The following is a 13052-nucleotide window of genomic DNA, read 5'->3' as shown; positions in this document are numbered from 1 at the left end:
AGGACGCCCGGACCAGCAGCCCGTCAAGCTCCAGGACCCCCATGCCCCGCGGCCGCTATTCGCTCCACGATCCGCACGACCACTCCCTCCTCGCCGAAGAACACTTCCAGTGCGCGCCCGGCCCCTCCGGCTGGCGCTATGTCTCCCAAGTCACCAGCCCCTCCGGCGACCACGTCGGCTCCGTCGACCTCGCCCTCGACGACCTCGGCCGCCCCATCCGTCTCGAACTCCACGCCGCGAGCTGGCAGGTCCGCGGCGCCGCTCTCGACGGCGTCACCTGGGTCCGCACCGACCCCACCGGCACACATGCCACCGAAGGCAATGTCCGCGCCCACGCCTTCACCGGCACCTCCCCCGCGTTCCTCATCGCCACCACTCGTCTCCTGCGCCTCACCCCCTCCGCGCCCGCAACCCGCGTACGCCTCATCGCCTTCACCGACCCGGTCCTCGCCCCGCGCACCGTCGACCAGTCCTGGGCCTTGATCGCAAGAGAAGCACACGCCACTGACAACGGCCCCCTGACCGTGGACGAATACCAGGTCACAGCCCTGGACACGGGCGAGCAGCACACCGTCCACATCACCGGCGACGTGGTCCTGACGGGCCCCGGAATCGAACTGGAGCACCTCGAATCACCGCCATCGGTGTTCAGCTGACGCAGGACGCAGGACGCAGGACGCAGGACGCAGGACGCAGGACGCAGGACGCTGCGTGATTGGTGTCCGAATGGCGCGGCGATCCGGCGCCCCACCTCACGCAGGCGGCACGAATCCAGTGACCGGACGGTCGGTCTGCTCGGTTGCGCTGGCCTGGGACGGCGCGGGCTCGGCGGGCTGCGATGCCGGGGACTGTGGCAGCGCCGTCGGGGGCTGCGCCTCGGGCGCGCCTGCTGCCGGGGGCGGTCCACTCGGGGCCACAACGGCTCCACCCCAGCCCGGGGTTCCGACAGACGGCACCGGCACGGGACCGAACGGGCCCATGCCGACAACCGCCCCGCCCCCGAATGCCCGCTGGGCCTCTCGCGCCTGCCGTTCCTGCACCACGGCCGCCAGGTAAGCGGCCGCCGGAACACCCTGCGGCGCTGGAGACCCCGTAACCGCGGCGAGATCGGAGGCAAGCCGTTCCGCCATCGCCCGCCCGACCTGCGGATCAAGTTGCTGCATCCGCGTCAGGTACTGCCGCACGGCCAGCCACAGCCCATCCGGGACCGCCGAGAGATCGAGCTCGGAGAACCGCCCCGCCAGCCAGTGCGGCGGCGGGGGCACGAACTGCGCGCGCCCGGCCGGCACCCTCTCCCGTACGACCAGCGTCCCCGCGAACACATCACCGAGCCGTCGCCCGCGCGCCGACACCAGCGAGGCGATGCACGCGATGACCCCCAGAGTCATCAGAATCTCGACCACGCCGACCGCGCCACGCACCAACGCGTGCCGGAAACGGATCGGCCCACCGTCGTCCCGCACCACCCGCAGCCCGAACGCCAGCTTCCCCAGCGAACGTCCGTGGCTGAGTGTCTCCACGGCGATCGGCCCGCCCACCAGCACCAGCAAGAAGGCAGCGACCGATATCGCTGTCTGCGCCGCCTCGTCCAGACTCGCGGTCGCAAGGACCAGCGCCATGGTCACGACGATGTAGCCGATGAAGGCGACGATCAGGTCGAGCAACACGGCCAGAGCCCGGCTCGGCAGCTTCGCGGGGCGCAGCTCCAGCGCCACCGCCTCGCCCGTCACTAGCTCAGTCACTTACTTGTTCCTTCCCCTGACCTGCCCCGAGAACAGCCAGTCTGCCAAGCTGAGGACACATCGCGCCCCAGTACGACAAGCTGACACGCAGATACGACAGGACGAGGAGCAGCAAACCGGATGGACCTCGACGTCTTCGTGTCCGCTCATCGCGCCGAGTGGGACCGCCTCGACGCACTGCTCCGGAACCAGCGACGCCTCAGCGGCGCCGAGGTCGACGAACTGGTCGCCCTCTACCAGCGCACGGCGACTCACCTCTCAGTGATCCAGTCCAGCGCCCCGGACCCCCAGCTCACCGGGCGTCTCAGCCAACTGGTGGCACGCGCGCGCAGTGCCGTGACAGGCACCCGGCGCGCCTCCTGGCGCGATGTCACCCGGTTCCTCGCCCACGGTTTCCCCGCCGCGGTCTACCGCTCCCGCCACTGGTGGGTACCCACGGCACTCCTGTCCACCGCCGTGGCGGCTGTCCTGGGGTGGTGGATCGGTACGCACCCGGAGATCCAGTCCGTGATCGCAGCCCCCGACCAACTGCGAGAGCTCACTCGCCCCGGAGGCGAGTACGAGACGTACTACTCCAGCCACCCCGCCACGTCCTTCGCGGCCCAGGTGTGGACGAACAACGCCCAGGCGGCCGCCATGTGCCTTGTCCTGGGCGTCTTCCTCGGCCTGCCGGTGCTCTGGATCCTCTTCCTGAACATGCTCAACCTGGGCGTGGGCATCGGTCTGATGTCCTCGGCCGGCCGCCTCGATGTCTTCCTTGGCCTCGTCCTCCCGCACGGCCTCCTGGAACTGACCGCCGTCTTCGTGGCCGCCGGAACAGGCCTGCGCCTCGGCTGGACCCTCATCGATCCTGGTGCCCGGACTCGCCGAACGGCCCTCGCCGAGGAAGGCCGCGCCGCCCTGGGCATGGCCTTGGGCCTGGCCCTGGTCCTCTTCGTCTCCGGTGCCATCGAAGGCTTCGTCACCCCCTCCGGCCTCCCCACCTGGGCCCGCATCGGCATCGGCGTCGCCGCGGAACTGGCCTTCCTCGCATACGTCTACGTCCTGGGCGGCCGCGCCGCCCGGGCCGGGGACATGGGTGACCTCGCCGAACCCGAACGGAGCGCAGCCCTGCCGACGGCCGCCTGACAGCAGTAGGTGCGCCCGGCAGGCTCGTAGGCCCACCGCCGATGTGCAGGCGCGCCCGACGACCTGTTACTGTCGTTCTCGCCTCGCAGGACCCGTTGACACGGGTGGTGTGGGGAGGTAGATTTGAACAGTTGCCTAGAGGGAGAGTCTCCCTCGGTGGCGACGGCGAGCATCTATCTGCTTCTCGAAACCTCGACACATCGATTTCGACGAAGCCTCTCCCGATGATTCAGAAATGAACGCCGGTCAGTCCGGTCGAAAACTTCTGATAAAGTCGGAACCGCCGGAAAGGGAAGCGCGAAAGCGACTGGCCTGGAAAGCACCGAGGAAATTGGATCGGAAAAAGATCTGATAGAGTCGGAAACACCGAAGGGAAGCGCCCGGAGGAAAGCCGCGAGAGAGTCTCTCGGGTGAGTACGAAGGAAGCGTCCGTTCCTTGAGAACTCAACAGCGTGCCAAAAGTCAACGCCAGATATGTTGATACCCCGTCTTTCGGTCATCATGACCGGGGCGAGGTTCCTTTGAAACACAAACACAGCGAGGACGCTGTGAACCGAGGGGACTATTCCTCCTCTTGGTTCCGCTCTCGTGATGTGTTGCCGGGATATCCCGGAAGCATTCACGGAGAGTTTGATCCTGGCTCAGGACGAACGCTGGCGGCGTGCTTAACACATGCAAGTCGAACGATGAAGCCCTTCGGGGTGGATTAGTGGCGAACGGGTGAGTAACACGTGGGCAATCTGCCCTTCACTCTGGGACAAGCCCTGGAAACGGGGTCTAATACCGGATACAACTACTACAGGCATCTGTTGGTGGTGGAAAGCTCCGGCGGTGAAGGATGAGCCCGCGGCCTATCAGCTTGTTGGTGAGGTAGTGGCTCACCAAGGCGACGACGGGTAGCCGGCCTGAGAGGGCGACCGGCCACACTGGGACTGAGACACGGCCCAGACTCCTACGGGAGGCAGCAGTGGGGAATATTGCACAATGGGCGAAAGCCTGATGCAGCGACGCCGCGTGAGGGATGACGGCCTTCGGGTTGTAAACCTCTTTCAGCAGGGAAGAAGCGAAAGTGACGGTACCTGCAGAAGAAGCGCCGGCTAACTACGTGCCAGCAGCCGCGGTAATACGTAGGGCGCGAGCGTTGTCCGGAATTATTGGGCGTAAAGAGCTCGTAGGCGGCTTGTCACGTCGGGTGTGAAAGACCGGGGCTTAACTCCGGTTCTGCATTCGATACGGGCTAGCTAGAGTTCGGTAGGGGAGATCGGAATTCCTGGTGTAGCGGTGAAATGCGCAGATATCAGGAGGAACACCGGTGGCGAAGGCGGATCTCTGGGCCGATACTGACGCTGAGGAGCGAAAGCGTGGGGAGCGAACAGGATTAGATACCCTGGTAGTCCACGCCGTAAACGGTGGGAACTAGGTGTTGGCGACATTCCACGTCGTCGGTGCCGCAGCTAACGCATTAAGTTCCCCGCCTGGGGAGTACGGCCGCAAGGCTAAAACTCAAAGGAATTGACGGGGGCCCGCACAAGCAGCGGAGCATGTGGCTTAATTCGACGCAACGCGAAGAACCTTACCAAGGCTTGACATACACCGGAAACGGCCAGAGATGGTCGCCCCCTTGTGGTCGGTGTACAGGTGGTGCATGGCTGTCGTCAGCTCGTGTCGTGAGATGTTGGGTTAAGTCCCGCAACGAGCGCAACCCTTGTTCTGTGTTGCCAGCATGCCCTTCGGGGTGATGGGGACTCACAGGAGACCGCCGGGGTCAACTCGGAGGAAGGTGGGGACGACGTCAAGTCATCATGCCCCTTATGTCTTGGGCTGCACACGTGCTACAATGGCAGGTACAATGAGCTGCGATACCGTGAGGTGGAGCGAATCTCAAAAAGCCTGTCTCAGTTCGGATTGGGGTCTGCAACTCGACCCCATGAAGTCGGAGTTGCTAGTAATCGCAGATCAGCATTGCTGCGGTGAATACGTTCCCGGGCCTTGTACACACCGCCCGTCACGTCACGAAAGTCGGTAACACCCGAAGCCGGTGGCCCAACCCCTTGTGGGAGGGAGCTGTCGAAGGTGGGACTGGCGATTGGGACGAAGTCGTAACAAGGTAGCCGTACCGGAAGGTGCGGCTGGATCACCTCCTTTCTAAGGAGCACTTCTTACCGAGTCCTTCGGGACGAGGTCAGAGGCCATTACGTCGGCAAATGTTCGACGGTGGTTGCTCATGGGTGGAACGTTGATTATTCGGCACACTTGATCGTCTTCTCCTTCCAGTACTGCTCCTTGTGGGCGTGGAAAGTTGAGGGAAGCGGCAAGGGTGTCGGGCACGCTGTTGGGTGTCTGAGGGTGCGAGCGTTGCTCGTCCTTCGGATTGCCGGCCCCGGTGAACTCGCTGGTTTTCCAGTGGGGTGGCGGGTGGTTGGTCGTTGTTTGAGAACTGCACAGTGGACGCGAGCATCTGTGGCCAAGTTTTTAAGGGCGCACGGTGGATGCCTTGGCACCAGGAACCGATGAAGGACGTGGGAGGCCACGATAGTCCCCGGGGAGTCGTCAACCAGGCTTTGATCCGGGGGTTTCCGAATGGGGAAACCCGGCAGTCGTCATGGGCTGTCACCCATACCTGAACACATAGGGTATGCGGAGGGAACGCGGGGAAGTGAAACATCTCAGTACCCGCAGGAAGAGAAAACAACCGTGATTCCGGGAGTAGTGGCGAGCGAAACCGGATGAGGCCAAACCGTATGCGTGTGAGACCCGGCAGGGGTTGCGTATACGGGGTTGTGGGATCTCTCTTCCACGGTCTGCCGGCCGTGGGACGAGTCAGAAACCGTTGATGTAGGCGAAGGACATGCGAAAGGTCCGGCGTAGAGGGTAAGACCCCCGTAGTCGAAACGTCAGCGGCTCGTTTGAGAGACACCCAAGTAGCACGGGGCCCGAGAAATCCCGTGTGAATCTGGCGGGACCACCCGTTAAGCCTAAATATTCCCTGGTGACCGATAGCGGATAGTACCGTGAGGGAATGGTGAAAAGTACCGCGGGAGCGGAGTGAAATAGTACCTGAAACCGTGTGCCTACAAGCCGTGGGAGCGTCGCGCAGGGAACTTGTTCCTTGCGTCGTGACTGCGTGCCTTTTGAAGAATGAGCCTGCGAGTTTGCGGTGTGTTGCGAGGTTAACCCGTGTGGGGAAGCCGTAGCGAAAGCGAGTCCGAATAGGGCGGTGTAGTAGCGCGCTCAAGACCCGAAGCGGAGTGATCTAGCCATGGGCAGGTTGAAGCGGAGGTAAGACTTCGTGGAGGACCGAACCCACCAGGGTTGAAAACCTGGGGGATGACCTGTGGTTAGGGGTGAAAGGCCAATCAAACTCCGTGATAGCTGGTTCTCCCCGAAATGCATTTAGGTGCAGCGTCGTGTGTTTCTTGCCGGAGGTAGAGCACTGGATAGGCGATGGGCCCTACCGGGTTACTGACCTTAGCCAAACTCCGAATGCCGGTAAGTGAGAGCGCGGCAGTGAGACTGTGGGGGATAAGCTCCATGGTCGAGAGGGAAACAGCCCAGAGCATCGACTAAGGCCCCTAAGCGTACGCTAAGTGGGAAAGGATGTGGAGTCGCAGAGACAACCAGGAGGTTGGCTTAGAAGCAGCCACCCTTGAAAGAGTGCGTAATAGCTCACTGGTCTAGTGATTCCGCGCCGACAATGTAGCGGGGCTCAAGCGTACCGCCGAAGTCGTGTCATTCACACATATGGCCCTAACGGGTGTGTGGATGGGTAGGGGAGCGTCGTGTGCCGGGTGAAGCAGCCGTGGAAGCGAGTTGTGGACGGTTCACGAGTGAGAATGCAGGCATGAGTAGCGATTCACACGTGGGAAACGTGTGCGCCGATTGACTAAGGGTTCCTGGGTCAAGCTGATCTGCCCAGGGTAAGTCGGGACCTAAGGCGAGGCCGACAGGCGTAGTCGATGGATAACCGGTTGATATTCCGGTACCCGCTGTGAAGCGTCAAACATCGAGCATCGTGATGCTAAGGCCGTGAAGCCGTTCCGGACCCTTCGGGGAATGGAAAGTGGTGGAGCCGCTGAACCAAGCGGTTAGTAGGTGAGTGATGGGGTGACGCAGGAAGGTAGTCCATCCCGGGCGGTGGTTGTCCCGGGGTAAGGGTGTAGCCCGAGTGGTAGGTAAATCCGCCGCTCTTGCAGGGTGAGACCTGATGCCGAGCCGATTGTGGTGAAGTGGATGATCCTATGCTGTCGAGAAAAGCCTCTAGCGAGTTTTATGGCGGCCCGTACCCTAAACCGACTCAGGTGGTCTGGTAGAGAATACCGAGGCGTTCGGGTGAACTATGGTTAAGGAACTCGGCAAAATGCCCCCGTAACTTCGGGAGAAGGGGGGCCATTCCTGGTGATCCAATTTTCTTGGTGAGCTGGGGGTGGCCGCAGAGACCAGCGAGAAGCGACTGTTTACTAAAAACACAGGTCCGTGCGAAGCCGTAAGGCGATGTATACGGACTGACGCCTGCCCGGTGCTGGAACGTTAAGGGGACCGGTTAGCTCACTTTCGGGTGGGCGAAGCTGAGAACTTAAGCGCCAGTAAACGGCGGTGGTAACTATAACCATCCTAAGGTAGCGAAATTCCTTGTCGGGTAAGTTCCGACCTGCACGAATGGCGTAACGACTTCTCGACTGTCTCAACCATAGGCCCGGTGAAATTGCACTACGAGTAAAGATGCTCGTTTCGCGCAGCAGGACGGAAAGACCCCGGGACCTTTACTACAGTTTGATATTGGTGTTCGGTTCGGCTTGTGTAGGATAGCTGGGAGACTGTGAAGCGTGGACGCCAGTTCATGTGGAGTCGTCGTTGAAATACCAGTCTGGTCGTGCTGGATGTCTAACCTGGGTCCGTGATCCGGATCAGGGACAGTGTCTGATGGGTAGTTTAACTGGGGCGGTTGCCTCCTAAAGGGTAACGGAGGCGCCCAAAGGTTCCCTCAGCCTGGTTGGCAATCAGGTGTTGAGTGTAAGTGCACAAGGGAGCTTGACTGTGAGACCGACGGGTCGAGCAGGGACGAAAGTCGGGACTAGTGATCCGGCGGTGGCTTGTGGAAGCGCCGTCGCTCAACGGATAAAAGGTACCCCGGGGATAACAGGCTGATCTTCCCCAAGAGTCCATATCGACGGGATGGTTTGGCACCTCGATGTCGGCTCGTCGCATCCTGGGGCTGGAGTCGGTCCCAAGGGTTGGGCTGTTCGCCCATTAAAGCGGTACGCGAGCTGGGTTTAGAACGTCGTGAGACAGTTCGGTCCCTATCCGCTGTGCGCGTAGGAGTCTTGAGAAGGGCTGTCCCTAGTACGAGAGGACCGGGACGGACGAACCTCTGGTGTGCCAGTTGTTCTGCCAAGGGCATGGCTGGTTGGCTACGTTCGGGAGGGATAACCGCTGAAAGCATCTAAGCGGGAAGCCTGCTTCGAGATGAGGACTCCCACCCACTTGATGGGGTAAGGCTCCCAGTAGACGACTGGGTTGATAGGCCAGGTCTGGAAGCCCGGTAACGGGTGGAGGTGACTGGTACTAATAGGCCGAGGGCTTGTCCTCAGTTGCTCGCGTCCACTGTGTTGGTTCTGAAACCACGAACAACCCCACGTTTGCCACAGGCGTGGTGCGGTTGAGTGTTTCATAGTGTTTCGGTGGTCATAGCGTGAGGGAAACGCCCGGTTACATTCCGAACCCGGAAGCTAAGCCTTACAGCGCCGATGGTACTGCAGGGGGGACCCTGTGGGAGAGTAGGACACCGCCGAACAAATATTGGAAAAGGCCCACACCTTATGGTGTGGGCCTTTTTCGTTTTCCATTGGTTCCCGTTTCCCACCGTTTCCCAGGGGCGCCCGGCTCCCTGGGAAACCTCTTTACAGGCGTCCTGCTGCTTTCAGGGCCAGGTAGGCATCGGCCAGCGCTGGTGCCAGGTCGTCGGGAGTTGTGTCGACGACCGTGACTCCGTGACGGCGGAGTTGCTCGGCAGTTCGGTGGCGTTCTGCCTGGGCCTGGGCTGCGGCGGCGGCTTCGTACACGGCGTCTGGGTTTCCGCGTGCCTTGGCCATGCCGGCGATGTGCGGATCCGTGACTGATGCCACGAGAACGGTGTGGCGTTGGGTCAGCTGAGGGAGTACGGGAAGCAGGCCCTCTTCGACGGGGGCCGCGTCCAGGCTCGTGAGGAGCACGATCAGGGCGCTGCGTGGGGCCACACGGAGTGCGGTGGCCGTGAGGGCGCGTGCGTCCGTTTCGATGAGTTCGGGTTCCAGGGTGGCCATCGCGTTGACCAGGGACGGAAGCACGTCGCCTGCTGTGCGGCCCTGGACGAGGGCGCGTACTCGACGGTCGTATGCCAGGAGGTCCACGCGGTCGCCGGCGCGGGACGCGAGGGTGGCCAGGAGCAGGGCAGCGTCCATGGAGGCGTCAAGGCGGGGGACGTCGCCCACACGCCCCGCGGAGGTGCGGCCGGTGTCCAGGACCAGGAGGATGTGGCGGTCGCGTTCGGGACGCCAGGTGCGTACGGCGACCGTGGTCTGTCGGGCTGTGGCGCGCCAGTCGATGGAGCGGGTGTCGTCCCCAGGGACGTACTCGCGGAGGCTGTCGAACTCCGTGCCCTCGCCTCGCGTCAGCACGCTGGTGCGGCCGTCGAGTTCGCGCAGACGGGCCAGTTTGGAGGGCAGGTGCTTGCGGCTGGTGAACGGGGGCAGGACCCGTACCGTCCAGGGGACCTTGTGGCTGCCCTGGCGGGCGAACAGGCCGAGAGGTCCGTACGAGCGGATGGTGATGCGGTCCGACTGGTGGTCGCCCCGACGCGTGGGGCGCAGACGGGTTGTGACGCGTCGGCGTTCACCCGGGGGCACTGTGAGGCGGTGCCGGGAGGCGGCCACCTCGGTTCTGGGCTGCCAGCTGCTCGGGGGCCAGGCGTCGCGGAGGTGGGCGCGCAGGGGGCGGTTGGACGGGTTGGTGACCGTGAGGGTGACGTCCGCCGTTTCGCCCAGGCGTGCCGATGTGTCGCCGGAGCGGGTCAGGCCGAGGCGGCGTACGGGCGCGGCGAGAGCGAAGTCGCAGGCGCAGGCCAGGGCCAGGGGGGCGTTCACGGCGAGGATGCCCGTCCAGCCGGGTTCCCAGATGCCGACCGGGAGGGAGCCGAGGGCCGCGAGGAGGGCGGCGCGTCCGGTGAGTGCCATCAGCGGGGGACGGGGACGTGGGTGAGGATCGCGTTGATCACCGAGTCGGCCGTCACGCCTTCCATCTCGGCCTCCGGGCGGAGCTGGACACGGTGGCGGAGGGTCGGGAGGGCGAGGGCCTTCACGTCGTCGGGGATGACGTAGTCGCGGCCCGTCAGCCAGGCCCAGGCGCGTGCGGTCGCCAGGAGGGCTGTGGCGCCGCGTGGGGAGACGCCGAGGGTGAGGGACGGGGATTCGCGGGTGGCGCGGCAGATGTCCACGACGTAGGCGGTGATCTCGGGGGAGACCGTGGTCTTGGCGACCGAGGCGCGGGCGGCTTCCAGGTCTGCTGCGTTCGCTACGGGGCGTAGGCCTGCGGCGTGCAGGTCGCGGGGGTTGAAGCCCTCCGCGTGACGGGTGAGGACGTTGATCTCGTCCTGGCGGGTGGGGAGCGGGATCGTGAGTTTGAGGAGGAAACGGTCCAGCTGGGCCTCGGGGAGGGGGTACGTGCCCTCGTACTCGACGGGGTTCTGGGTCGCGGCGACCAGGAACGGCTCCGGGAGCGGGCGCGGGGTGCCGTCGACGGTGACCTGGCGTTCCTCCATGGCTTCCAGGAGCGACGACTGGGTCTTGGGCGGGGTGCGGTTGATCTCGTCGGCGAGGAGCAGGTTGGTGAAGACCGGGCCGGGCTGGAAGGAGAACTGGGCCGTGCGGGTGTCGTAGACGAGGGAGCCCGTGACGTCGCTCGGCATCAGGTCGGGGGTGAACTGGACGCGCTTGGTGTCGAGTTCGAGGGCGGATGCCAGGGCGCGCACGAGGAGGGTCTTGGCGACTCCCGGGACTCCTTCGAGGAGGACGTGGCCGCGGCAGAGGAGGGCGACGACGAGGCCCGTCACCGCAGGATCCTGGCCGACCACGGCCTTGGCGATCTCGGCGCGCAGGGCTTCCAGGGAGGAGCGGGCGGCGCCCGGGTCCCCGCCGTACCCGGCGTTGTCAGTGGTCGGGTCCATCATGGACGGCGTACCTCACTTTCGAGGGCGTCGAGTTGGTCGGCGAGGGCGATCAGTGCTGCGTCGTCGCCGGGGGGTGGGCCGAAGAGGAGGGTGTGCAGGGCCTGTCCGTCTCCGTGGTTGTGGAGGTGGGCGGACAGGGCGGGGAGCAGGGCCTCGGGCGCGTGCGCCTGGGCGAGGGGGATGCCTACGAGGGGGGCGAGGCGAGTGCGGGTGGTGGAGCGCAGAGCGGCGGCCGCGCGGTCGCGGGCGTTCGCTTTGCGGTAGAGGCGGGCGCGGCCTTCGACGGTTTCGGAGGCGCGGATCGCGACGGGGAGACGTTCGAGTACGAGGGGGCCGAGTCGGCGTGCCCTCCAGAGGGCGGCCAGGGCGGCGGCGACGAAGAGCTGGAGTGTGCCCCAGAGCCAGCCCGAGGGGAGCAGGTCGAGGAAGTCGCGCTCGCCGGTTTCGGTGAGGGCTTTGTCGGACAGCGAGGGGAGGTACCAGACCACATGGGGGCGCGAGCCGAGGAGTTGGAGGGCGAGCGAGGCATTGCCCTGGTCGGCGAGGCTGTTGTTGAAGAGGATGTCGCGCGAGCCGAGCACGATGGTGTCGCCGTCCCCTTCGGGTGCCGGCAGGCGCACCAGGGTGGGCAGGCCGTCGCTCCGGTAGCAGGCGTCGGCGTCCGGGGCGGTGGTGTGGTAGCGGATGCCTCCCGTGTCGGCGGTGCCCGCTCGCCGGGCTGCGGGGAGGTCGCAGCGGGGGGAGAGCGTCGAGTCGAGGCTGCGTGCCGGGTCTGCGCTCACACCGGGGGCGAGGGTGCCGATGGAGGGGGCGCCGGGGGTGATCAGGACCGTACGGCCGCCGGAGTCGCGGGTCGCCGTGTGGAGCTGGGCCTGCTGGCGGTCCGTCAGCAGGTCGGGGACGGCGACCAGCAGGGTGGTGTCGGGACCCGTCGCGGCGCGGGCCTCGTCCAGGGTGGTGACCAGGCGTGTGGACACGCCCCGGTCGTCGAGGAGTGCGGCGATCGCGCGGCTGCCGTAGGGGTCGGCCGATCGCGGGTCGAGCATGCCGTGCTGGGAAGTGGATCGGACCGAGGCGATCGCGACGGCCGCGGCCAGGAGGATCACCAGCGCGAGTACGACACCTCGCGCGCGGGTCCACACCTGGCGGGCGGAGGGCGAGGCCGAGGTGGTCGGGAGCGTGGCCTCGGTGGTCATTCGGCGGCTCCGCGGCGTGAGCTGCCGGTGCTGTCCGCCGTACTGGCCGTGCTGTGGGCACTGTTGGTCAGCACGGGCTTGGTGCGCTCCAGGTCGTCGTCGAGGGCGGCGAGGCGGCGGTACGTTCCGTCGCCCGCCGGCCTGCCACCGTATGTGACGTCGTCGAAGTCCCGGGCGGCGGCGCGCAGTCGGTCCGCGTGGGCGGGGAGTGCGCGGCCTGCTTCGGAGGCGGCCTCGTCGGCGGTACGGCCGGGGCGTACGTCGAGCAGGGCGCGTTCCTCCAGTGAGCGGACGATGGCGCGCATGCGTTCCTGGACGGCCTGGTTCCAGTGGCCCTGGGCGGCGTGTGCCTCGGCGGCCGTGCGGTGTTCGGCGACGCTGCGGGGGCGGTCGTCGAAGAGCGCGGCGGACGATGTGGGGGTGCGGTGGGGGGTGCCCAGGCGCCACCACAGCGCTCCGAGGAGCGCGAGGACCACCAGGACGATGACGACGAGGCCGAGTGCGCCGCCGGGGGTGGCGGCGGACGCGGCGCCGAACAGCTTGTCGAGCCACTCCCAGAAGGCGTCCAGAGCGCGCTGGAACCAGCTGGGTTCGTTCTCGTGGTACATCTGCTTGGACAACTCGCGCCGGGCCGCTTCGCGCGCGGGGTCGCGCGGTGTGGTGAGCGGCGGTGCGTTGTCGGACATCGGCAGTGCCTGCCCGGCGCCGCCGGTGCCGAGCAGTGGCCGTACGGCCGGCGGGCCGGCGTGCGGCAGTGCCAGAACCGCTGTGAGAACTCCCCCCGCC

At 65.3% G+C, this 13052-nt stretch carries 7 protein-coding genes and 3 rRNA genes; 5 read left to right on the top strand and 5 right to left on the bottom strand.

Annotation, left to right across the window (positions count from 1 at the left end):
- The first annotated feature begins 41 nt into the window (after positions 1-41).
- Positions 42-656 (top strand): hypothetical protein, encoded by a 615-nt coding sequence (locus E0500_RS03940; RefSeq protein ID WP_131572041.1) that lies wholly within the window; start codon positions 42-44, stop codon positions 654-656.
- A 96-nt stretch (positions 657-752) separates the two neighbouring features.
- Here the strand turns inward: E0500_RS03940 and E0500_RS03935 are convergent, their stop codons facing one another.
- Positions 753-1742 carry an RDD family protein gene (locus E0500_RS03935; protein ID WP_131572042.1) on the bottom strand — a complete coding sequence of 330 codons (990 nt, stop codon included), beginning with the start codon at positions 1740-1742 and terminating at the stop codon, positions 753-755.
- A gap of 120 nt (positions 1743-1862) precedes the next feature.
- On the opposite strand from E0500_RS03935, the gene E0500_RS03930 reads away from it, so the two are divergent.
- From E0500_RS03930 to rrf, 4 genes are all read left to right on the top strand, one after another.
- On the top strand, positions 1863-2870 hold the full coding sequence (locus tag E0500_RS03930) for a stage II sporulation protein M (protein ID WP_131572043.1): 1008 nt from the start codon (positions 1863-1865) through the stop codon (positions 2868-2870).
- A 618-nt stretch (positions 2871-3488) separates the two neighbouring features.
- Positions 3489-5015 (top strand): 16S ribosomal RNA (locus E0500_RS03925).
- A gap of 317 nt (positions 5016-5332) precedes the next feature.
- Positions 5333-8456: ribosomal RNA gene (locus E0500_RS03920) — 23S ribosomal RNA — on the top strand.
- Positions 8457-8544: 88 nt separating this feature from the next.
- Positions 8545-8661, top strand: a 5S ribosomal RNA gene (gene rrf / locus E0500_RS03915).
- The 16S, 23S and 5S rRNA genes sit together here, the layout of an rRNA operon.
- Before the next feature lie 106 nt (positions 8662-8767).
- On the opposite strand, the gene E0500_RS03910 is transcribed toward rrf, so the two are convergent.
- From E0500_RS03910 to E0500_RS03895, 4 genes are read right to left on the bottom strand one after another with little or no spacing between them, the layout of a single operon-like run.
- Positions 8768-10078, bottom strand: a complete 1311-nt coding sequence (locus E0500_RS03910) for a DUF58 domain-containing protein (protein ID WP_131572030.1) — start codon at positions 10076-10078, stop codon at positions 8768-8770.
- Positions 10078-11067: a MoxR family ATPase gene (locus tag E0500_RS03905; protein WP_131572032.1), complete on the bottom strand. Its 990-nt coding sequence runs from the start codon at positions 11065-11067 to the stop codon at positions 10078-10080. The genes E0500_RS03910 and E0500_RS03905 overlap by 1 nt, the downstream gene beginning before the upstream one ends.
- Entirely contained in the window at positions 11067-12266 is a 1200-nt protein-coding gene (locus E0500_RS03900; protein ID WP_131572029.1) for a DUF4350 domain-containing protein, read from the bottom strand. The genes E0500_RS03905 and E0500_RS03900 overlap by 1 nt, the downstream gene beginning before the upstream one ends.
- Entirely contained in the window at positions 12263-12952 is a 690-nt protein-coding gene (locus E0500_RS03895; RefSeq protein ID WP_131572031.1) for a DUF4129 domain-containing protein, read from the bottom strand. Before E0500_RS03895 ends, E0500_RS03900 begins: the two co-directional genes overlap by 4 nt.
- Between the last annotated feature and the right edge of the window lie 100 nt (positions 12953-13052).

The sequence above is a fragment of the Streptomyces sp. KM273126 genome, from assembly GCF_004337435.2.
GTDB lineage: Bacteria > Actinomycetota > Actinomycetes > Streptomycetales > Streptomycetaceae > Streptomyces > Streptomyces acidicola.
Note: the sequence above shows the minus strand (reverse complement) of the source record. Positions and strands in the feature narration are given on the sequence as shown.